Here is a 20,911-nt window from a genome sequence, read left to right on the forward strand (position 1 = left end):
ACGGACCGGGTTAGACTTACAGCAATGAATGATGCAGCGTGTAGACTAGTGATCTGGACGCGTTCGAACCGATCATCATGATCCACGTGGATGTCGAAGCGGCCCATCCCATATCTCAAAATCTGACAGGCTATACCGAGGATCAACAGACGTGCTTCTGCAACCTAAGCTCAACCTGAAAGTCTCGCAACGCCAGGTGCTCACTCCTGGGCTGGTGCAGATGGTCAGTGTGCTTGCTCTCAACAAGCTCGAGCTTAAGGAGATGATCAACACCGAAATCATCGAAAATCCTGTCCTGGAGGAGATCGAGGAGAGCGGCCTTTCCCTGGATGAACGGGCCGGCCTTGAGGGGGACAGGGAGCGATCGGCTGAGGATGTCGCCGCAGAAGGAGAGCGCGGAGAGAAAGACCCTTTTGAAGAGATTGATTTCGGCAGCTACTTCCAGGAGTATCTGGACCCTGGCTTCCGGACATCCTCTAATTTTGAGGAGTATGACAAGCCGTCTCTCGAAAGTTTCCTCTCTAAGCCGAGTACGCTTAGCGATCATCTTCTCTGGCAGCTTGGGTCGCTCAACCTTGAATCTGAGATTCGTGCAGCAGCCGAGCTCGTCATTGGAAATCTAAACGAGAACGGATACCTGACATCGACTGATGAAGAGCTGGTCGAGGCGCTTCTGCAACTGCGCTCTCCGGCTCAGACCATACCCTTTCATTTTTCCAGCCCTACTGTGGCAGACGTTGAAGATCAGGAAGAGGAGACGGCATCGCACATCGATCTTGCCGCTTCTGCATCTACGCAGAATCAGGATTCGCTCTTAGAAGTCGTGCGGCAGGCGCGTTCCGTCGTCAATCATTTAGATCCCGTCGGCGTGGGTGCCCGGGACCTGCGTGAGTGCCTGCTGATACAGATTGCAGCGCAGCGCAATGAAGCTGCTATGATGCTTCGCCGTCGTCAGGAGCATCCGGCAAGCAACGGACACGTTAGTTCTGCCGTCTCTGCCGACGCCATCGCTGGTGATAGGGGCGATGTCTTCACCGCAGCGGCATTTATTGTCGAAAACTGTCTGGCCCTCCTTCAGAAGAAGGATATGCGCGAACTTACGCGCAGTTGTGGCCGCTCCAGCGAGGACGTGCAGGCTGCTGTCGAATTTATCCGCTCTCTCGATCCCAGGCCGGGACAGCGCTACAACCATACTGAGACGCGCCTCATTGAGCCGGATGTGGCCTTTGTAAAGAGAGACGATCAGTACGTGGTCCTCGTCAATGATGAAGACATGCCCGCCCTGCGGCTGAACCACAACTACCGGCGGATGTTGCAGGAAAAACAGACGGACAAAGAGGTCAAGGAGTATGTCAAGGAGCGCTACAAATCCGCTATCCAGTTGCTTCGAAACATCGAGCAGAGGAAGAACACGATTGTGCGCACCTGCGAGGTGATTGTCCGGCGCCAGACGGAGTTTCTGGAGCGGGGAGTCGACGCTTTGAAGCCGATGATGATCAAAGAAGTCGCCGAGGAGATCGGGGTCCATCCCTCCACCGTAAGCCGCGCCGTCGCCAATAAATACGTCCATACTCCACAGGGTGTTTATGAGCTTCGCTTCTTCTTCTCTGAGGGAGTCAACGGACCCGAGGGAGGCGATCTTCCTCTCGTCCTGCTCAAGCGTAAGGTCAAAAAGCTGATTGAAGAAGAAGATCCTCGTAAGCCGCTGACAGACGATCAGCTCGCAGCGGAGCTGCAGCGGCAGGGAATTCAGGTCACCAGGCGAACCGTAGCGAAGTACCGTGAAGATATGCAGATTCCCAGTACCCACCAACGCCGTGTCCGCTGAACCGGCGTAAGATGTCCACACGAGGTACCCCGATGAATCTGGATTACACCGGTAGACAGACAACCATCACAAAAAAGATCAAGGCCCAGACCGAAGCAGGAATCGCTCGCATTGAGAAGATCCTTGGAGATGCGGGCAGCGTGCACGTAATCCTAACCACGGAAAAATATCGCCATATGGCGGAATTGACCGTGCAGACTCCGAGCCTCAAACTCGTCGCCGCCTGTGAGGCGACCGACATGGAGACAGCCCTTCGAGACGCTCTCGCCGCTCTCGAAAAGCAGGCGATCCGGCAGAAGAAGAAAAAGACCACCATCAAACGTAAATCCCGAGAGGGTGTCCGACAGGTCGCTCTGGCGTCGCCTGAGGACGGCGTCGTAGAGGTAAGAAAAGTCCAGAAGGCCACCAGTTCTCAGAACGGGTCTTCGCATACAGCCGTGGCGATGCTGGTACATTCCTTCCCCTCGGAGACTCCTTTGGCGGAACCCCACCTCGTGCGCTCCAGCGATGGTGTGGCGATCCGTCCAATGTCGCTCGAAGAAGCAGTGAAAGAAGCTGCCTTCCGAGATCGAGAGGTCTTTGTATTTCGGGACCATGATGGTCAGGCGCTGGTTCTGCACCGCAAACGGGACGGCAAGACGGAAGTAATTGAAGTTCCGTAAATCCTTCCATTCCTATGCTTTCAGAGGGCATGACTGGTGCTAGGATTCCAGTCATGCCCCGGAAGCAAGCAAAAAAAACGTCGAAGTCGAAAATGACCCGGCCCACAAACAAGGAGCTGGTGATTCTGACCGGTCTCTCCGGTTCCGGAAAGCTCTCGGCACTCAAGACCTTCGAAGACCTCGGCTTTTACTCCGTCGACAATCTTCCTCTGGAGCTCGTTCCTCAGTTTGCCGACCTCGTCCGTCAGTCGGCTGAGATCGAACGTGCGGCCCTGGTCGTCGACGTGCGGGAGGGAATACGTCTGGACGAATTCCCCGCTATCCTCAAGAAAGTTCGCAGGGTTCTCCCCACCCGTGTGCTCTATCTCGAAGCCAGTGACGAAGCTTTGATCCGGAGATTCTCTGAGACCCGCCGCCCCCATCCGATGGGCCGCACAGATACCGTCGTCCAGTCCATCCGTGCAGAGCGCAAGCGGCTCGATCCAATCCGCAACGTCGCCGACATCATCCTCGATACCACCAAGTTCACCGTCCACGACCTGCGGGCCCACATCGGCGCACAGTTTGAGCGCGACGAGAGCGATCGCAACCTGACGATCTCTTCCAACAGCTTCGGCTTCAAAAATGGTGTACCGGCCGAAGCCGATCTCGTCTTCGATGTTCGTTTTCTTCCTAATCCCCACTTTGTTCCGGAGTTTCGTAAGCTCACCGGCAAGCACCCCAAGGTGGCCAAGTATGTACGCGACTTTCCTCAGACGGCCGAGTTTCTCGATCGAACCATGGATATGCTGAAGTTTCTTCTGCCCCATTACATCAAGGAAGGGAAGAGCTACCTCACCGTCGCTTTTGGCTGTACCGGCGGCCAGCACCGCTCTGTCTTTATCGCCGAGGAGATGAAGAAGCGGCTCGCCGCCGCCGGCTACCGCGTCAAGACATCGCATCGGGACATGCCCCGTTAGTCACGAAGCAGCCGTCCCGATTGCAGGCGAATAGAATAAAAAGATGCCCTGGAATTCAGAAGACAGGAGAGAAGCAGCATGAAGCGTCTGTGGCGATTGCTGCTCTACGTGAGGCCGTATCTCCTGCACGTCATCGCCTCCGTCTTCTTGATGGCAACTGTCGGCGCGATGGCGGCGTTCCGCATCCTGCTGGTAAAACCGATCTTCGACAACGTCCTCAGCCCGGACGCGCCCTCGCACGATGTACTCAAGTTCCATTTGCCGCATATTAACCACGAGCTGAATCTTCAGTTCCTGGTTCCTAGCCACTTCCACAACGCCTGGACCGTCGTCGCCTATGCTCTGATCGTCTCTGCTCTCCTCAAATCGGTGTGCGATTACCTGGGGACATACCTGGTCAACTATGCCGGCTTCGGCATGATTACCGATCTCCGGAACGATCTTTACGACGCCGTGCTCCGCCGCTCGGTCGCCTTCTTCCAGAAGCACACCACCGGCACGCTGCTGTCCACCCTCATCAACGACATCGAGCGGGTGCAGTACGCCATGTCCAGTGTTCTTGGCGACTTCCTGCAGCAACTCTTTACGCTGTTGTTTACGGCAGGCGTCGTTATCGTGGTGGGTGGAAAGCTCGCCTGGGTCCTTCTCCTCTTCGTTCCGGTTGTTATCTCTTCGGCGCGGCGTATTGGTCGCCGCGTTCGGCAGACCACTCGCAAGGGGCAGGACAAGCTGGCTGAGATTCAGAACATCCTGCACGAGACCATCACCGGCAACCGGATCGTCAAGGCCTTCGGCATGGAACTCTGGGAGATGAATCGCTTCCGCAGAGCGGCGCGCAGGCTCTTCCGGGCCAACTTGAAGTCTGTCAGCGTGCAGGCGATCAGTTCGCCACTGATGGACGCCCTCGGCTCCGTCGGCATCGCGCTGTTGCTTTTGCTTGGCAGGGGGCGAATCCAGCATCACGAGATGACGGCGGGTTCCTTCATCGCGTTTCTCGTGGCCGTCTTCACGCTCTACGATCCTGTCCGGAAGTTCGCTCTTTTCTACAACAGCTTCCAGCAAGCGCTCGGCGCTAGCGAAGATATCTTCAAGTTCATGGATGCGCAGGACGATGTTCGCGAAAAACGCCGGGCCCATGTCCTGAAGGGCTTTCGTGAGGGAATCCGGTTTGACCATGTTGGCTTCGGTTACGCCGGAGAAGATGGAACCACAACCCAGATACTCCACGACATCAACCTTGATGTGAAACCCGGTGAGGTTATTGCGTTTGTCGGGCCAAGCGGTGCTGGTAAGTCATCGCTCGTCAATCTGATCCCGCGATTCTTCGACGTCAATCAGGGGTGCATCATCGTTGACGGCCACGATGTTCGCGACGTTACGATTGCGTCGTTGCGCCAGCAGATCGGCAAAGTCACGCAGGAGACGGTTCTCTTTAACGATACCGTCCGCAACAACATCGCCTACGGCCAGCCCGATGTCCCACTCAGTAGAGTCGAGGAGGCGGCGCGTATGGCACTGGCTCACGATTTCATCCTGAAGATGCCGGACGGCTACAACACCCGCATCGGCGAAAAAGGCCTGAGGCTTAGTGGAGGCGAACGGCAGAGACTCGCCATTGCGCGCGCCATCCTCAAGAATGCCCCCATTCTCATTCTGGATGAAGCGACCAGCGCCCTGGACACCGAGAGCGAGCAGTACGTGCAGGCAGCGCTTGCCAATCTGATGCAGGGACGAACGGTCTTCGTTATCGCGCACCGTCTTTCGACGGTACGCCGCGCTACAAAGATTGTAGTTCTCGAGGCGGGAAAAATTACGGAAGTCGGCTCCCATGACGAGCTAATGAAGAAGTCAGGAACCTACCGCAGACTCTACGATATGCAGTTTGGCGAAGAAGTCGTCGCCATCATAGAAAGTGAGTCTCCGCCAGAAGCAGCCGAATTGGAGGGATTTTCTTGAGCCAGATCTATTCACAAATCTATTCGATGACGGGCTTTGCCAGCGTGCACAGTGCCCCGGATGCAGACATCGGCTTTTCCATCGCCGTCAAGAGCGTGAATCACCGTTTTCTCGATCTGCATCTCCGTCTGCCCTCCTACTGCGATTCGCTCGAGATCCAACTACGTCGTCTCCTCAAGGAGCGTTTGAAGCGCGGCCACGTCGAAGTAACCCTGCAGGTAGAGCGCAAGAGCAGCTCGCAGGTCGAGCTGAACGCTGAGGTGCTCGGCAGCTATCTCGCAGCCTTTCAGAAGGCCGCCACGCTCTTCGACCTGTCCAGCCAGCCGGACCTCAACTCCTTGCTGCGCATCCCCGGCGTGATGAGTGCGGAGAGTAGCGCCGGAATCGAAGGGGTCCCTGAGCTTGATGAAGCCGTTCTGGCTCTGATGCCCTCATTGATCGAGAAGCTGAACGAGGCGCGTGCACAGGAAGGAGCTGTCCTGGCGGATGAGCTGCGAGCCTCCATGAAACGCCTGAGAGACTTCGCCGACAAGATGGCCACGCTGCGTAACGGTGTACGAGAGGCCCAGTTCGAGCGTCTGCGTGCCCGCCTCAGTGAGCTGACGTCCGGGGTTCCGGTCACCGAAGAGCGTCTGCTCTCCGAAGCTGCCGTGTTGGCCGAAAAGAGCGATATCGAGGAGGAGATCGTGCGTCTTAGAACGCATATCGATCGCTTCGTAGCCATGCTGGACGCCGGAGGCGAACTGGGCAAGCGGATGGATTTCCTGCTGCAGGAGCTGAACCGCGAAGCAAATACGATGCTGTCAAAGACCAGCGCAGCCTCGGGAGAGAACAGCCTTCGAATCACTGAACTCGGACTCGAGATCAAGGCCGAGATTGAGAAAGCGCGCGAGCAGGTTCAGAATCTCGAGTAGTTCCGTTTACACTGGCTCATATTCGAACAGAAGAGCAATCAGGGAGTCGATGGCGGGAATCCTCTTTATCATCTCAGCACCCTCCGGCTCAGGGAAGTCGACGCTGGTCACGCAGCTGCGAACCCTGGTAGAGGGATTGGACTTTTCCATCTCTTACACGACCAGGGCACCGCGCGGTTCCGAGGAGAATGGGCGCGAGTATCATTTCACTACGCGAGCACAGTTTGAGCGAATGGTCGCGGCAGACGACTTCCTGGAGTGGGCCGAAGTCTTCGGAAACTACTACGGAACCGCCAGATCGGCTCTCCAGCATGCGAAAGATCTTGGCAAAGACCTGCTGCTCGACATCGATGTTCAAGGAGCCTTGCAGGTCATTCAAAGAATGCCTGAGGCAGTTTCGATCTTTATCCTCCCTCCCGGCCCTGAGATTCTGGAGAAGCGGCTGCGGAACCGCAGCGCCGCCGAGAAGATGTCCGATGAGGCGGTGATCCAGAAACGCCTGGCAGGCGCCTGCAATGAGCTGAAACGCGTGTGGGAGTATAAGTACGCTCTGGTCAATGACATTCTGGAAACTGCGGTAGAGGAGATGCGCGCCATCGTCCTCTATGAGCGGGGAGAGCCGGAGTATGAGGCGACGGCCCTCAGCTGCAGGACCGATGCCGCCTCGCCGAAGTTGAAGGCCGTTCTCGAAGCCTTCGGAGAAAAGTGACCGGATTTCCACCGTTATTTTGCTGGCTCCGGCTTTTCGCCTGAGGTACCCTCAGACGACATAAGGAGGGCCAAGTACCCATGACGGAAGAATCTGCATTCCACAACAAGTACAGCCTGGTAAAAGGCGCAGCGCGGCGCGCACGGCAATTACAGTCAGGAGCACCGGCTCTGATCGTGGCAAAATCCAGCAAAGCCTGCCGGGTTGCCCAGGACGAGATCAAGCAGGGATTTGTAAAGTTCACGCTCGCTAAGCGTCCCGACTCTCACTAAGGTCACGCTTCCGCGCGGTAGCATAGAGCTATGACAGGAGAGGCAGAGCAGCAGCTGCGCGCCTATGTCGAATATCTTCGCGACCTGGGTGTCTACAATCTGTATCGTCGAGGCGATCCAGTCTTCGAAAAAGCGGAGCAGGAGCAGCCGGTAGCGACTGCCTCCGCGGCTGCCCACGCTTCAGAGCAGGTAACGGTTGCGCCGGTGCAGGCGCCTGTACTAACCGCGTCTTCCATGAGGACAATTCCTCAACCTGCTCAGCCTACCCCTGCAACTCCGCTCACTTTGAGAGCATCTTCGGAGCCCGAGATTCCAAAGCTCATCAGTTTTAACGACCTTGCCCCTCTGCCAGAGGTTCGCCACGAGCCTGCCGCCAAGTCCGCAGCTCTGGAGGCGATCCGGGAGGAGATAGGCGACTGTACGCGCTGTCCTCTTGCATATGCGGGCCGGCACAAGATCGTCTTTGCAGACGGCGACCCCAATGCGCGGCTGATGTTTGTCGGCGAAGGACCGGGAGCCGATGAGGACGCTCAGGGGCTTCCGTTTGTCGGCAAAGCAGGACAATTGCTGAACAACATGATCACGGCTATGGGACTCAAGCGCGAGCAGGTCTATATCGCCAATATCGTCAAATGCCGTCCACCGGCAAACCGAGTCCCTGAGCCTGTCGAGGCGAACACGTGCAGCCAGTTTCTGCTTCGCCAGATCGACGTCGTGCAGCCTCAGATCATCGTGGCCTTAGGATCGACGGCGGCAACCTACCTTCTCGGCAGGAAGCAGTCACTCGCTGGACTTCGCGGGATATGGCATAGCTGTCGCGGAGCAAAGCTGGCTGTCACGTATCATCCGGCGTTTCTATTGCGTGACCCGCGTCAGAAGGGCGAGGCGTGGAAGGACCTTCAGATGGTCATGAAGGAGATGGGGCTGAAAGCTCCCGGGAAGGGCTGATACCTTCCCCCTATGTTTTTTGTGCAAAGTTATCGGGGCGGAGGAATGCGTACGGTATTTGCACGGCAGGATCGGATACCGCTACAGGCAACCGCACGCAGTGATTTGTCCAGGCAGACCTCGACGGCAGTCAGGTAATTGCTTCCGCAGGTCATGGCGAGACTTGTGGCAGGAATCGCAGGATTGGCTTCAGTGAAGAGTCCGAGGATCTTCGCCGGTGGAAGAGAGATCTGTTTGTCCAGAGAGGCAAAGGTCTGCGGAACGGCGACGGAGTGGACCGCCCTTCGCGCGAGATGAAAGAAGGCATCTGGGGTGAGACCGGAGCAGGTGCCATGAGTCTTCCATTCGTGCTGCAGGAGGCTGGCGTCCGGGTAGATGTCGCTATACTGCGATGGATCCGAAGGTCCGGGCGCTCTGCTGCAGCTCTCGGGATAGCTTCCGTCGTTGTTCTCGGGCCAGAGGCCGTGCAGCACAAAGGTGGAATGCTGGGAGCATTGGATATCCGATGGGTGCGAGTGGCAGAACTCCGGCGACCAGGAGAGGTTCAGCAGGTAGTAGTCGAAGTTCTGTGGGCCTGTCGGAGCTGGGGCTGCGACGGAAGAATCTGCCGTGCTGCGGGGAGCTTGAGCGGGATGCTCTATCGGCTGTTGGGCGTTGCAGCCGGTGAGAAGCACAAAGACGAGGGTGCAGGCGAGAGATATGATCTGCTTCTGCATGCGGGAAGGATAGCAGGCCGCTATGGACTGGGCGTCAATTCCCAGTAGCGCATCGCTGTAAAGATATGTTTCACTTCTGGGCATGGCTAATAAACAGACTCGCCGCAATTTTCTGCTGACGGCTCCCATTGCTGCCGCCGCTGTCTCTCCCTTTGCTGACACGATGCTACATGCCTCTGCCGCAGGCTCCGCCATGGGACAGACCGCAGATGCGAGTGGCATAGAAGTATTCACCGCTGCAAAGATGGCGAGCGAGGTGAAAAGTGTTTCGGTAAACCACGAAACGAAAAATATCCTGACCACCCCCGGAACGCTGATGATCCTCACACAAGAGACGAAGAAGGCGGCCAAGGAGTTTGAGTGGCACGCGACGCGTGACCACGTCTTTCAGATACTGGACGGCGAAACTAAGTACGAACTCGGCGGAGCGCCCAAAGGTGCGCATCAGACCAAGCCAGGCGAGTGGCTGGCGCCTGAGAGTGACGGCGCGAAGACCGTGATCCTCAAAAAAGGCGACTATCTCTTTGTCCCGCGTATGACACCGCATAAGCGCTCCACTGAAGGCAGTGTGAGCCTGCTGCTGATCTCATCCCAGACACCGGCATAAGTCTTTAGCCGCGAGATACGAAAAAGACTGCGCTCCCATGCGCAGTCTTTTGCATTTAAAGCATTTTCACACTCTGTTTACCTGGCTGCATTGGGTTGTTCTTAGTCTTCGTCAGAATTCAGGAGAGCGACTTAATGAAAAAAACAGTCTTGCAGATGTCTATGGCATTGGTATGTGGCGCGGCTCTGGTTCCAGCGCAGGCACAGGTTTCGCTGCTTGCAAAGGGAACCCTGACCAGCTCGGCGGCAGGTGATTACAAGGATCTCTCGGGTTTGAACGGAACTCTGGAAAATGGAGCACCGGCGAATCTGCTGGGAGGTCTGGGATCGGGTATCGCCTATGTCTCGGGCGACAGGTTTGTAGCGGTACCGGATCGAGGCCCGAACGCCGTGTCGTACAACTCGCTGATCGATGACACTGTGACCTACATTCCTCGTATCCAGACGATTCGGATGAACCTGGCGAAGAATAAAGGGGCAGGGTTGCCGTACATGATCACGCCGAAGCTGGAAGACACGACCCTGCTGTGGAGCATGCTTCCTCTGGTCTATGGCAACGGCACAGCGTATGGCGTGCCGGCAGGAGCGCCAAAGCAGAACACGTTTTTGAGGCACTATTTTACAGGCCGCTCCGACAACTTCGATCCTTCACAGAGCTCCGATTATGTGCGCGACGCTCGCCTCGACCCGGAGAGCATTCGCGTCTCGAACGATGGCCTGACTGTCTTCATCTCCGACGAGTACGGACCCTATGTATACCAGTTTCTGCGCCGCACAGGGGAGCGCATCCGAACCTTCGACCTACCTAGGGCCTTCGCCGTCGCGCATCCCGGCACAACCACGGATAACGAGAAGGCAACAAATTCGACGGGACGGGTTCCAAACAAGGGGATGGAGGGCCTGGCGTTGACCCCGGACGGGCGTCATCTGCTGGGGATTCTGCAGACCGCCACAATTGAGGACACCAATGCGGGTGGGCCAGGCGCAAACCTTCTGCGCATGGCGCTCATCGATATCGCCAGTGGCAGGACCGTGCACGAGTACGGCTATCTCCTCACGACCGGAAGCGGCGTAAGCGATATCGTGGCTCTGAACAATCATGAGTTCCTGGTCGATGAACGTGATGGCAAGGGCCTTGGAGACGGAAGCAAAGCAAAGGTAAAACAGCTCTTCAAGATCGATATAGACAAAGCCACGGACATTGCCGGAATGGATGGCAACACCGCGGCCACGGTGGCGGTTCCGAAGACGCTCTTTTTAGACATCGTCAAGGTGCTTGGAGACAACGGTGTCACTTCGGCACAGGTGCCTGCCAAGATTGAAGGTCTCGCATTCGGCCCGGATCTTCATCAGAATGGCAAGGCTGTTCACACCTTGTGGGTAGCCAACGACAATGACTTCCTGCAGGACTACGACGGTGGCGCTGGCTCAAATCCGAACCAGTTCTTTGTCTTCGGATTCACGGACTCGGATCTCGGCGGATCGAAGTATGAGCCGGAAGGTCATGGAGGCCCACTGTCCGGTCTGGGCGGCGTCTTCGGTCATGGCCAGGATAGTCCATTCGGCTGGTAAGCAGCGCTTCAGCAGATCGAAGAGACGGCTCGCCTATATGGCGGGCCGTCCCATTTTGTTTCTCTTCTCCACCTTTCGCGGTGAGATCGCTTTACGCATTGAACGGATGCTCTTGCGTGGTGCGCGCATTCTGTGCCGTCAATGGAGTCTCGCTCACGCGGAGCTCTACTCCAACATCTTCGGTACGCTCTATCCGGTCCCTGGACCTTTTGGCGAGCCTTCGAATCGGAACCTGCGCGAGCCCCAGCAGGCCCAGGCCAAGCAGAAACAGGGTAGAAGATTCCGGTGCTGGAACGGCCTCGACTTGAGCCAGGAGCATGCCATTCAACGGTGAGCCCAGCTCCAGCGACCCACTCTCATCCTGAATCACGCCCATACTATAGGGCGACAGCAGGAGCCCTGTCACATCCGCTCCGGAATCGCTGTCTGCGTTCCGTGCAAGGAGTACCTCCGATGTATGCAAGGTGTCGAAGTGCTCGAGAGACTCTATCTCCAAAGGAGAGTCCGTCTTCACGGAGAGCAAACTGAACGTCGATGGCCAGGAATTGAATGTATTACCAAAAGGCTTGGCATAGATTCTGCCCGAGGATGGTAGCAACGTCAGAGCGACACAGGAGAATTTAATCAAACTGTTTGAACCGATGAATTTCATTTTCATAATGGATGCCTCCTTCGCGTCATCGTGTGAAGGCACCAACGCGAAGGTCGCGCGCCGGTATAAATAAGCCGGGCAGGCAATAGAACTGGAATAAGTAACCCAAGCAATCTGCCAAAAAGGAAACCCGGTATAGGGCGCCGGGGTGAATGTCTTTATGGATGCAAAGAAGCAGTCTGAAGTAGCCCGGTATTGAATTCAAAGGAAATAATGGTCGATACGCACTCGTGATTCGAACCGGATAAGCTGGAAAGATGCCTCAGTTTTGCGAAGTTGCCCTCCCGGTTCCGCTGGATCAGACCTTCACCTACATGGTCAACGGAACTGTTCCTCTCGTGGGCGCGCGCGTACTGGTTCCTTTCAGCGGACAAAAGCTGATGGGGGTGGTCATTCGAGTGCACACAGAGACTCCTGCGGAGGACATCGAGATAAAGCCGATCCAGCAAGTGCTCGATGACGCAGCTTTGCTGCCTGATGAATTGATGGAATTGGCTAGATGGATCTCGCAGTATTACCTTGCTCCGTTAGGCGAGGTGTTGCGAGGGATGCTTCCCCTGGGTGCGGAGGTCCGGCGACACTTCATTTACAGCATCACGGAGATCGGTCGCAAGGTTCTGTACGATGGCGCGGAGCGTGGAGCCTCGCGGCGCTCCCGGCTAAGTCCGGAGGAACAAAACCGCGAGTATTCTGTGCTGAATTATTTGGATAATGGCGAGGCTGCGAAGATGTCGGCGCTGCGCTCGGCTACTGGAGCCAATAAGGCTTTGCTGGACGGCATGGTCCGCAAGAAGTGGCTGCTGCGCCAGGCCATAGCGGAAGAGCGGGATGCCCGACGTCTGGTGAAGGTGGCTGTGCTTGTCGAAGATGCCCGTCTACCGAAGCTCAATGCGAATCAGACAGCCATCTTGGCTGAGCTGGCTGCTATAGGCGGACGGATCCAGGTTCGCGATCTCAAGGAATCGCTGGGGCGTAAAGGCGTTCCCGAGTCGACCTTGGGAACCCTGGTGAAACGCGGCTTAGTGTGCATCGAGGATGCAGCTGAGGAGTTTCACTTCGGTGGTGTAGCAGCGCACGGCAAGAAACACGCCCATGAGCATACCCTGAACGAGGTCCAGACAGAGGCGCTCAGCTCAGTTGCGATTGCCATGACGCAGGAAGGTTTCAAGCCGCATCTGCTGTATGGGGTGACAGGGAGTGGAAAGACCGCCGTCTATTTCGCTGCTATGCGCCGGGCGCTGGATGCAGGCAAATCGGCGCTGCTGATGGTTCCTGAAATTGGGCTGACGCCGGCGATGACCGGACAGCTGGTGGCAGCGTTCGGAGATGAGGTGGCTCTGCTGCACTCACAGTTGACGCCGGACGAGCGGGCGGAGCAGTGGCATCGTATCCGGCGAGGGGAAGCTCGCGTGGTGGTTGGAACACGGTCGGCAGTCTTTGCGCCGGTGCGCGACCTTGGCCTGATTATCGTGGATGAAGAGCACGATGGGAGCTACAAGCAGGAGGAGACGCCGCGCTATCACGGACGCGACGTTGCCGTGATGCGCGCCAAGCTGAACGGCGCTGTCGTCGTGCTGGGTTCTGCGACACCTTCACTTGAGAGTTGGGCGAATGCAGAAAATGGTCGTTATACGCGGATCGAGATGCGGAAGCGAGTAGCCGACAGGCCCCTGCCGGCGGTTGAGCTGGTGGATATGCGCAATGAGTTTCGCGAGACAGGCCAGGAGCAGCTGTTTTCGCGACGGCTGATCGAGGAGACTGAAGCCACTATTGCGCGCGGTGAGCAGGTGATCATTCTTTTGAACCGCCGGGGATATTCGTTTGTTGTGATGTGCCGGGGCTGCGGTGAGAAGATCGAGTGCGAGAACTGCGCAATCTCGATGACTTATCACAAGCCGGTAGGCGGCGATGATGCGATTGCACAGCCCGGGCAGCGGCTGGAGTGTCATTATTGCGGCTTCCGGCGGGGCGTTCCGAGGGAGTGCCCGAAGTGTCAGAGCGAGCACCTCTATTTTCTGGGGGCGGGATCGCAGCAGGGAGAAGAGCGCCTGCAGGGAATCTTTCCCCATGCTCGCATCGGCCGAATGGACCGCGATACAGTGCGTGGTCGAAGCGACATGGAGCGGTTGCTGGCCCGTCTCCATGCGGGCGAGATCAACCTGCTGGTCGGCACCCAGATGATTGCCAAAGGGCATGACATTCACGGGGTGACATTGGTGGGAGTCGTGGGAGCGGACTTCGCGCTGGGGCTGCCAGACTTCCGCGCCGCCGAGCGGGTCTTCCAGCTCCTGACGCAGGTCTCAGGCAGGTCGGGCAGGGGAGAGCTTCCAGGCAAGGTTCTGGTGCAGACGTATCATCCGGATCACTACGCCGTGAAGTTTGCGGCGGAACACGATTACCCCGGCTTCGTAGCAAAAGAGATGCAGTACCGCCGCTGGATGCACTATCCGCCGTTCGGTGTGCTCGCCAATGTGGTGATTCAGAGCGAACGATTCGAAGAAGCGACGGGGTGGTCGGCAGAGCTGGGACGATGGTTCCGGGGAGCCACCCTGGGCAAGGTCAGGGTGCTCGGCCCCGCAGCTGCCCCGATCTCGCGTATTAAGCGAATTTATCGCTTCCACTTTGTCGTCAAGGGCGAGACCAGAAGTGCGTTGAGTGAGGCTCTCCGTGGGATGCTTCGGTTTGCGGGGACGCGCGAGATCCCACGACGGAGTCTCGTCGTCGATGTAGACGCTCTACACCTGATGTAGCAGGAGGCGGGCATCGGCTGTTCATGGCATAAGAGATGGATCTTCTCGTCACCTATCGAGCCAGATGACACAGAAAAACCACCTCCATGCCAAAGGCACAGACTGATTGTCAGACCTTTCCATGCGGCGGACTCTTTCGTTGCTCGGCGGCGCCAGAGATCCTTGGCAGGGTTAGTTGAGCAGATGAAGCTCTTTGCCGGGCTTGAACCGCACTGCCTTGCCCGGGGCAATCGTAACTTCCGCTCCGGTACGCGGATTGCGTCCGATACCGGTCTTGCGCGGTTTGACGGTAAACACGCCAAAACCACGGAGTTCGATGCGGTCGCCAGCGACCAGCGTCTGCTTCATGCTCTCGAAAATAGCATCCACCGCAGCCTCTGCTTTTGTGCGTGGAAGGCCGGTGCGTTCAACAACCCTTTGTACTAAATCCTGCTTGATCATGTATGGGCCGCCGTCCTTTAGGGCTGTAAATTTTTACTGTTTAAGTTTGAGACCTTGTACGACCTGGTTCGAATAACGTGATAGTAGAAAGGTTGAAATCCCGTTGTCAACGACGGAACGCTACCGTAAGATGAAGAATCTAATGAAGCAATCTACACCTGCGGACCGCCGGGGCCTATTTTGCCATAAAGCAGGCTGAACTCGCGATAAATTGTTAAGCGAACGTTTTTATACTAGGTAATCTTTAAGACTCAAGCAGAAGGGAAGTAGAGCCGCGTGGCCATCAAAAGCGACCGTTGGATTCGCCAGCAGGCGAAGGAAAACGGAATGATCTCCCCGTTCAGTGAAAAGCAGGTTCGAGAAGGCGTCATCTCCTACGGTCTTTCTTCGTATGGATATGATCTTCGCGTCTCCGACGAATTCAAGATCTTTACTAACGTGAACAACGCCATCATCGATCCGAAGGCCTTTGACGAGCGGTCGTTTGTCACGGTGGTCGCCGATAGCGTTATTGTTCCCCCAAATTCGTTTGCTCTGGCCCGTTCGATCGAATATTTCAAGATTCCGCGCGATGTTCTGACGATCTGCGTGGGCAAGTCCACCTATGCCCGTTGTGGGATTATCGTTAATGTGACCCCTTTCGAGCCGGAGTGGGAGGGCTTTGTCACTCTCGAAATCTCCAATACAACTCCTTTGCCTGCAAAGGTTTACGCCAATGAAGGGCTTTGCCAGATCCTCTTCTTCCAGTCTGATGAGCCTTGCGAGGTCAGCTATGCGGACCGCAGCGGCAAATATCAGAAGCAGCAGGGCATCGTACTGCCAAAGCTTTAGAAACATGGGCCCCGCCAGGTGCTGTCTCTTCGGAAGACGATCTTCTTCACGTCAGCACGTTTTTAGCTTTTGACTTGTCGATTCGTTCGAGGCCATGACTGAGACCAAGCAAGACGAGCCTTTCCGTATCGGGCTGATCGCCACCGATCCCTTGCGCGTCGTGGGGTTGCAGACCATCATATCCGAGCAGGGGGGCGCCGAAGTGGTGACCGTAGCCAGTCCCGGCGCACTGGATGCCTCTGGCGTGTCTCTCGTTCTGGTGGATGCTGCCTGCACGGACCACCTTTTTGAGCTGCTTGAGACCTTCCGCCGCTCCCGGCCTCACCTCCGGCTTATCGTCATCGGACTTGAAGAAGACCATGATTATATCCAGAAGGTTATTGGTGCAGGAGCCAAAGGATACCTCTCCCACACCGCACGCGAGAACGAGATTCGCATGGCAATCGAGATTGTGCTGGACGGATCGGTCTGGGCCCCGCGCAAGGTTCTTGCGCGGCTGCTCGAAGCCAGTGCAGGGGAGAGGAGAGGCCCACTTCCGGAACCGAAATTCACCGAACGCGAGACGCAGGTTCTCGAGTTGCTGGTTGCAGGACGGCCGAATCGCGACATTGCGGAGGCGCTTGGAATCGACGCCGCCACGGTAAAGGCCCACGTAGGACGGCTCATGCGGAAGATGGGCGTGGAGAATCGAATCGCTCTCAGCGTACAGGCAGTCAATCGTAACCTCGTCCGTAAGTAAGACCAATGCAATGGGTTACCGGTAACTTGGGAAGCGAAGGTCTACATACCTCCGTACCGTTGTAGATACCGGGCAGCTGAGGCAATCTTTCTACAAGCAACACAGACCTGGGAGAGGGGTTGTAGAGAGCGCGCCTGACGATTCAGGCGACTTCTCTACAACCCCCATTTTTTTGTTTTTGGTGGGAAGGTGTGGAAAAGCAACGCTGTCTGGGTTGGATCCGTCCAATATCCTACTGGAAACAGGCGATTTATTCGTATAGCTCGAAAAAAGAAAGGTTTTTGAATGATGGAACGATGGATGAAGCATTGGTCTGTGGCTGTGTGCGGAGTTGCAATGATGGCCAGTTCGGCAGTCGGATACGCCGCAAGCGACAGGACTAAGCTGACGGAAAGACTCCAGGACGCCCAGGCGGTCATTACCCAGATCATGGCTGCTCCTGACAAGGGTATCCCTGAGGGTATTCTGTCTGGCGCAAACTGCGTGGCGGTGATTCCCAGCTTCAAGAAGGCTGCCTTTGTCGTCGGGGCCCAGTATGGCCAGGGCGTCGCGACATGTCGCACCTCGCGCGGCTGGAGCGCCCCTGTCTTCGTTCAGCTTGCCGGTGGGAGCTTCGGGTTCCAGATCGGCGGCCAGGCGACCGATCTGATCATTGTGGCAATGAATGATCGAGGCATGCAGGACATGCTGAAGAACAAGTTCAAGATCGGGGCCGATGCCGCTGCCTCTGCAGGCCCCGTGGGACGCAATGCGCAGGCCGGAACGGACTGGAAGATGAACGCCGAGTTGCTCACCTACTCACGCAGCAAGGGGCTTTTTGCTGGTATTGATCTGGATGGTACGGTCCTCTCACAGAATGAGGACGACACGCGGGTGATGTACGGCAATGCGATTCCATTCGAGACGATCCTCAAAGGCAACCAGGCTACTCCTGAGGTAGCGCGCCCATTCGTTCGCACCGTAGCGAAGTACTTTGTCGCCTCCCGCTCAGACAAATAGAACGCTCATAGAGCAGAGAGGAGCTCGAACCCCCTCCACGCGTCCGGCTCGAAAATCTTCGTGCGATTTTCGAGCCGGCTCAACGGTTCGATAGACATCCTGTTACTCTGAATCCAGAGTGAGCACTCTCTCCATTGCGACCGCTGCCGAAGTCTTCGATCTTCTTCGCGAAGACCTTGCTGCCATCGAGCAGGAGTTTTCAAAACAATCGGCCTCCAACGTCGCCGTTATTACTGACATTGCGCAATACCTGATCGCCGGCGGAGGCAAACGCATCCGTCCGCTACTGCTGCTGCTTGCTGCGAAATCGCTTGGCTCTACAGGCCACAGCCGTATTCGCCTCGGCGCAGTGGTTGAGATGCTGCACACCGCGACCCTCGTCCACGACGACATCATCGACGAGGCTGATACGCGCCGCGGACGCCCATCGTCGAATACGACCTGGGGAAATTCCAAGTGCGTGCTCGCAGGAGACTGGCTCTATATGCAGGCCTTCTCCTCGGCGCTCGAGGAGCGCAATTTCCACGTTCTGGACCTGCTCATCTCGCTCACCCAGCAGATGGTCGAAGGCGAGCTGTTGCAGATCGAAAAGCTTGGACACCTGATCAACGAAGAAGAGTACTTCGACCTGATCTATCGCAAGACGGCCTGTCTCTTCAAAGTCTCCATGCAGCTTGGCGCGGCCATTACGCCGCACGACTTCGGCGACGCCAATGTGATTGAAGCGCAGCTCGGAGAATACGGTCGCAATCTCGGGCTTGCCTTCCAGATCGTCGACGACGTCCTCGATCTGACTGCCGCCGAGGAGGTCCTGGGCAAGCCTGTCGCCAGCGATCTTCGAGAAGGCAAGGCCACTCTTGCCGTCATTCACGCCCTGGAGCGCGGTACAGGAGCCGACCGCGAAGCTATCCGCACCGTGCTTGCGGACCGCAGCTTCGCCCGCGTCTCGCATAGCCAGATCATAGAGGTCCTCCGTCGTCATGGCTCCATCGAATATGCGATGGACACTGCCTGCGCCTATGCCGAGGCCGCCCGCCAGTCGATCGCCGACCTGCCACCCTCAGATGCCAAGCGGGCCCTGCTGTGGGTTCCTGGCTTCGTCACCAGCCGCGACCGCTAAACAGACAAAACCGCCAGCGGGGGCCAGCGAGCTATTCGTCTTCCGTATCGTCGACGATCTCCTCATCCAGATCGGTCTCAACGGCAAAGTCACGTGGCTGCAGTTTTCCATCCGCCTGACGCATCAGAATCTGAATCCGTCCCTCGGCGGCTTCGAGCTCCTGCCGACAGCTCTCGGAGAGCTTCATACCCTCCTCAAACAGGCGCACCGACTCTTCGAGAGAAAGATCTCCCTGTTCCAGCTTCCCGACCACTGCCTCCAGATCTGTCAGCTTGCGCTCGAAGTCAGCCACGCGGAACCTCCACGCCTTCCGTCAGTCCCAGCACCTGCGCCGCGGCCAGATACTTTCCTTTTCCGAACGGCGCGCTGACCTGAACGCCCTGCACCATCGGCCTTGCTTCGGCCAGCATCTCCTGGGCGATGCGAATTCCTTCAGCGCGCGCGGCTTCAGGCGAACTGGTCCTGGCCATCCTGGCCATGATCTCGTCAGGCATGCTGACGCGCAGATCGTTCTTCATGAACTCGGCGTTCCTGAGACTGGTCAGCGGCCAGATCCCCGCGATGACGGGAATGCGGAATCCTTCGACGCGCCTGAGGAACTCCTCGAGCACACGAAGGTCAAATACCGGCTGGGTAATGGCGAACTCCGCACCGGCCTCGACCTTGTATGCGAAGCGCCTTACCTCCTGGTCGATGTCAGGCACACCGGGATTCGCCGCGACCGCGATGGCAAAACCGGTGGACTCCCCGATGGAGTTCTTCCCGATATCCAATCCGCAGTTGAGATTGCGAACAATGTTGACCAGCCCGATCGCATCGACGTCGAAGACCGCCGTTGCATCCGGATAATTTCCAAGTTTCGGCGGATCGCCGGTCAGGCAGAGAATATTCTTCAGCCCAATGGACGATGCTCCCAGCAGATCGCTCTGGATACTGAGCACGTTACGATCCCTGCAGGTGTAGTGCAGGATCGTCTCAATTCCGACCTTCTGCTGAATCTGAACGCAGAGACTCTGCGCGCTCATGCGTGCGCTGGCGCGTGGCGAGTCAGGCACGTTGATCGCATCGACGCCCAGTTTATGTAGCTGTTCCGCTCCCCTGATCTCGCGTGAGCAATCGATCCCACGCGGCGGAACGATCTCCACCATCGAGATAAACTCGCCTGCGGCGATCATCGCGCCTACCTTTGAGCGCTGCGCCAGGGGAGGAGGCGTCACCTTGGGGGCGGAAGGAGTCTCGGACCGGCTCTCCATCACCTGGGCGCCGGTCTCCATTGCATCCATCGCGCGAAGAGCGCTCCGCATCGCGCGAGTGTAACTAGGCGTCGTACCGCAGCATCCGCCCACCAAAGAGGCTCCCGCCTTCACCAGTTTGCGGGTAAAACTGGCCATGTATTCCGGCGAAGTCATATAGATGGTTCGCCCCTCTACTGCCCGCGGAATTCCGGCGTTCGGCATGGCTACCAGCGGAAGATCGGTCATCGGGCGCATACGCTCGATGACGCTGAGCACGGTTGCCGGGCCGGCACTGCAATTGCAGCCTACTGCCTCTGCCCCAGCTGCAGAGAGGCGTCGTGCTGCCGTCTCGGCGGTAGCTCCGTCAAGGCAATTTCCTTCTTCGTCGACGGTGACCATTACGATGACGGGAATACCCGGAGCGACGGCACGTGCGGCTGCGATCGCCTGCTCGGCCTCGATCAAGGAGGTCATTGTCTCGATGGACAGGAGATCGACGCCGACTCCTGGACCACCCTCGGTGAGGGCGATGATCTGCTCTGCAAAGGCAGCCCGTGCTTCGTCCAGGCCGACTTTGCCAAGCGGCTCCAGCCGGACCCCCAGCGGACCAATGGCGCCGGCCACAAAGGCTTCGACGCCCTGCTTATCGCGAATCTGATTGACGGCCTCGCGTGCGAGTCGCACACCGGAGAGATTGATCTCCCGCACCTTGTCACGAAGTCCAAAGTGCTCCAGCCGGAAGGAATTTGCACCGAAGGTGTTGGTCTCGATCACCTCGGCGCCTGCCTGCAGATACTCCAGATGAATCTCGCGGACCAGTTCGGGCTGCGTAAGGTTCAGCTCATCGTACGACCGGTTGATAAAGACGCCGCGGGCATAAAGCATGGTGCCCATGGCCCCGTCGCAGAGCACAGGAGCTCCCTGGAACAGTCGTTCTACAGCCTTTGAACCGTGGGTCGGGTACAGGATATTTTCACTCATTCGGAATACCGGTCTAATCCA

20 protein-coding genes are annotated in these 20,911 nt (G+C 57.3%); 15 read left to right on the plus strand and 5 right to left on the minus strand.

The window, feature by feature from the left end:
• Window positions 1–151: 151 nt before the first annotated feature.
• The 8 genes from rpoN (at window position 152) to GWR55_RS01945 (ending at window position 8,248) form a co-directional block, all read left to right on the plus strand.
• Window positions 152–1,828: an RNA polymerase factor sigma-54 gene (rpoN, locus tag GWR55_RS01910; RefSeq protein WP_162400745.1), complete on the plus strand. Its 1,677-nt coding sequence runs from the start codon at window positions 152–154 to the stop codon at window positions 1,826–1,828.
• Between the two features lie 11 nt (window positions 1,829–1,839).
• Window positions 1,840–2,490: a ribosome hibernation-promoting factor, HPF/YfiA family gene (hpf, locus tag GWR55_RS01915; protein ID WP_238398579.1), complete on the plus strand. Its 651-nt coding sequence runs from the start codon at window positions 1,840–1,842 to the stop codon at window positions 2,488–2,490.
• A gap of 92 nt (window positions 2,491–2,582) precedes the next feature.
• Window positions 2,583–3,449, plus strand: coding sequence for an RNase adapter RapZ (rapZ, locus tag GWR55_RS01920; RefSeq protein WP_238398580.1), 867 nt, complete (start codon window positions 2,583–2,585; stop codon window positions 3,447–3,449).
• A 78-nt stretch (window positions 3,450–3,527) separates the two neighbouring features.
• Window positions 3,528–5,405, plus strand: coding sequence for an ABC transporter ATP-binding protein (locus GWR55_RS01925; RefSeq protein WP_162400747.1), 1,878 nt, complete (start codon window positions 3,528–3,530; stop codon window positions 5,403–5,405).
• On the plus strand, window positions 5,402–6,319 hold the full coding sequence (locus GWR55_RS01930; RefSeq protein WP_238398581.1) for a YicC/YloC family endoribonuclease: 918 nt from the start codon (window positions 5,402–5,404) through the stop codon (window positions 6,317–6,319). The genes GWR55_RS01925 and GWR55_RS01930 overlap by 4 nt, the downstream gene beginning before the upstream one ends.
• A gap of 49 nt (window positions 6,320–6,368) precedes the next feature.
• On the plus strand, window positions 6,369–7,028 hold the full coding sequence (gene gmk / locus GWR55_RS01935) for a guanylate kinase (protein ID WP_162400748.1): 660 nt from the start codon (window positions 6,369–6,371) through the stop codon (window positions 7,026–7,028).
• 80 nt (window positions 7,029–7,108) lie between these two features.
• Window positions 7,109–7,300 (plus strand): DNA-directed RNA polymerase subunit omega, encoded by a 192-nt coding sequence (gene rpoZ / locus GWR55_RS01940; RefSeq protein WP_162400749.1) that lies wholly within the window; start codon window positions 7,109–7,111, stop codon window positions 7,298–7,300.
• A gap of 30 nt (window positions 7,301–7,330) precedes the next feature.
• Window positions 7,331–8,248 carry a uracil-DNA glycosylase family protein gene (locus tag GWR55_RS01945; RefSeq protein ID WP_162400750.1) on the plus strand — a complete coding sequence of 306 codons (918 nt, stop codon included), beginning with the start codon at window positions 7,331–7,333 and terminating at the stop codon, window positions 8,246–8,248.
• A gap of 29 nt (window positions 8,249–8,277) precedes the next feature.
• On the opposite strand, the gene GWR55_RS01950 is transcribed toward GWR55_RS01945, so the two are convergent.
• Window positions 8,278–8,964, minus strand: coding sequence for a ribonuclease T2 (locus GWR55_RS01950; protein ID WP_162400751.1), 687 nt, complete (start codon window positions 8,962–8,964; stop codon window positions 8,278–8,280).
• 82 nt (window positions 8,965–9,046) lie between these two features.
• Here GWR55_RS01950 and GWR55_RS01955 point away from each other — a divergent pair, with 82 nt between their 5' ends.
• Both GWR55_RS01955 and GWR55_RS01960 read left to right on the plus strand, forming a co-directional pair.
• Window positions 9,047–9,571, plus strand: a complete 525-nt coding sequence (locus GWR55_RS01955) for a hypothetical protein (protein WP_162400752.1) — start codon at window positions 9,047–9,049, stop codon at window positions 9,569–9,571.
• Window positions 9,572–9,705: 134 nt separating this feature from the next.
• Window positions 9,706–11,142, plus strand: coding sequence for an esterase-like activity of phytase family protein (locus GWR55_RS01960; RefSeq protein WP_162400753.1), 1,437 nt, complete (start codon window positions 9,706–9,708; stop codon window positions 11,140–11,142).
• Window positions 11,143–11,233: 91 nt separating this feature from the next.
• Here GWR55_RS01960 and GWR55_RS01965 read toward each other — a convergent pair whose 3' ends face one another.
• A complete protein-coding gene (locus GWR55_RS01965; protein ID WP_162400754.1) occupies window positions 11,234–11,548 on the minus strand; it encodes a PEP-CTERM sorting domain-containing protein in 315 nt (104 codons plus the stop codon).
• A gap of 503 nt (window positions 11,549–12,051) precedes the next feature.
• Between GWR55_RS01965 and priA the strand changes: the two genes are divergently transcribed.
• Window positions 12,052–14,544 carry a primosomal protein N' gene (priA, locus tag GWR55_RS01970; protein ID WP_162400755.1) on the plus strand — a complete coding sequence of 831 codons (2,493 nt, stop codon included), beginning with the start codon at window positions 12,052–12,054 and terminating at the stop codon, window positions 14,542–14,544.
• 171 nt (window positions 14,545–14,715) lie between these two features.
• On the opposite strand, the gene GWR55_RS01975 is transcribed toward priA, so the two are convergent.
• Entirely contained in the window at window positions 14,716–14,985 is a 270-nt protein-coding gene (locus GWR55_RS01975; protein WP_162400756.1) for an HU family DNA-binding protein, read from the minus strand.
• Between the two features lie 276 nt (window positions 14,986–15,261).
• On the opposite strand from GWR55_RS01975, the gene dcd reads away from it, so the two are divergent.
• The 4 genes from dcd to GWR55_RS01995 all read left to right on the plus strand — a co-directional run bounded on the left by dcd (window position 15,262) and on the right by GWR55_RS01995 (window position 18,674).
• Complete coding sequence (gene dcd / locus GWR55_RS01980; protein ID WP_162400757.1) at window positions 15,262–15,816, plus strand: dCTP deaminase; 555 nt, start codon at window positions 15,262–15,264, stop codon at window positions 15,814–15,816.
• A gap of 94 nt (window positions 15,817–15,910) precedes the next feature.
• Window positions 15,911–16,555 (plus strand): response regulator transcription factor, encoded by a 645-nt coding sequence (locus tag GWR55_RS01985; RefSeq protein ID WP_162400758.1) that lies wholly within the window; start codon window positions 15,911–15,913, stop codon window positions 16,553–16,555.
• 300 nt (window positions 16,556–16,855) lie between these two features.
• Window positions 16,856–17,554: a lipid-binding SYLF domain-containing protein gene (locus tag GWR55_RS01990; protein ID WP_162400759.1), complete on the plus strand. Its 699-nt coding sequence runs from the start codon at window positions 16,856–16,858 to the stop codon at window positions 17,552–17,554.
• 118 nt (window positions 17,555–17,672) lie between these two features.
• Complete coding sequence (locus GWR55_RS01995) at window positions 17,673–18,674, plus strand: polyprenyl synthetase family protein (RefSeq protein WP_162400760.1); 1,002 nt, start codon at window positions 17,673–17,675, stop codon at window positions 18,672–18,674.
• Between the two features lie 31 nt (window positions 18,675–18,705).
• Here the strand turns inward: GWR55_RS01995 and xseB are convergent, their stop codons facing one another.
• Complete coding sequence (xseB, locus tag GWR55_RS02000; RefSeq protein WP_162400761.1) at window positions 18,706–18,966, minus strand: exodeoxyribonuclease VII small subunit; 261 nt, start codon at window positions 18,964–18,966, stop codon at window positions 18,706–18,708.
• Window positions 18,959–20,890, minus strand: coding sequence for a bifunctional homocysteine S-methyltransferase/methylenetetrahydrofolate reductase (locus tag GWR55_RS02005; protein ID WP_162400762.1), 1,932 nt, complete (start codon window positions 20,888–20,890; stop codon window positions 18,959–18,961). Before GWR55_RS02005 ends, xseB begins: the two co-directional genes overlap by 8 nt.
• Window positions 20,891–20,911 lie beyond the last annotated feature (21 nt).

It is taken from the genome of Edaphobacter sp. 12200R-103 (assembly GCF_010093025.1).
In the GTDB taxonomy this organism is placed as follows: domain Bacteria; phylum Acidobacteriota; class Terriglobia; order Terriglobales; family Acidobacteriaceae; genus Edaphobacter.

Bases quoted from the DNA above. Each gene is read 5' to 3' on its own strand.
- rapZ (WP_238398580.1), top strand. From the start codon at position 2,583: ATGACCCGGCCCACAAACAAGGAGCTGGTGATTCTGACCGGTCTCTCC.
- GWR55_RS01925 (WP_162400747.1), top strand. From the start codon at position 3,528: ATGAAGCGTCTGTGGCGATTGCTGCTCTACGTGAGGCCGTATCTCCTG.
- GWR55_RS01955 (WP_162400752.1), top strand. From the start codon at position 9,047: ATGGCTAATAAACAGACTCGCCGCAATTTTCTGCTGACGGCTCCCATT.
- GWR55_RS02005 (WP_162400762.1), bottom strand. From the start codon at position 20,890: ATGAGTGAAAATATCCTGTACCCGACCCACGGTTCAAAGGCTGTAGAA.
- gmk (WP_162400748.1), top strand. From the start codon at position 6,369: ATGGCGGGAATCCTCTTTATCATCTCAGCACCCTCCGGCTCAGGGAAG.
- GWR55_RS01985 (WP_162400758.1), top strand. From the start codon at position 15,911: ATGACTGAGACCAAGCAAGACGAGCCTTTCCGTATCGGGCTGATCGCC.
- GWR55_RS01950 (WP_162400751.1), bottom strand. From the start codon at position 8,964: ATGCAGAAGCAGATCATATCTCTCGCCTGCACCCTCGTCTTTGTGCTT.
- hpf (WP_238398579.1), top strand. From the start codon at position 1,840: ATGTCCACACGAGGTACCCCGATGAATCTGGATTACACCGGTAGACAG.
- GWR55_RS01975 (WP_162400756.1), bottom strand. From the start codon at position 14,985: ATGATCAAGCAGGATTTAGTACAAAGGGTTGTTGAACGCACCGGCCTT.
- priA (WP_162400755.1), top strand. From the start codon at position 12,052: ATGCCTCAGTTTTGCGAAGTTGCCCTCCCGGTTCCGCTGGATCAGACC.
- GWR55_RS01990 (WP_162400759.1), top strand. From the start codon at position 16,856: ATGAAGCATTGGTCTGTGGCTGTGTGCGGAGTTGCAATGATGGCCAGT.
- rpoZ (WP_162400749.1), top strand. From the start codon at position 7,109: ATGACGGAAGAATCTGCATTCCACAACAAGTACAGCCTGGTAAAAGGC.
- GWR55_RS01960 (WP_162400753.1), top strand. From the start codon at position 9,706: ATGAAAAAAACAGTCTTGCAGATGTCTATGGCATTGGTATGTGGCGCG.
- GWR55_RS01945 (WP_162400750.1), top strand. From the start codon at position 7,331: ATGACAGGAGAGGCAGAGCAGCAGCTGCGCGCCTATGTCGAATATCTT.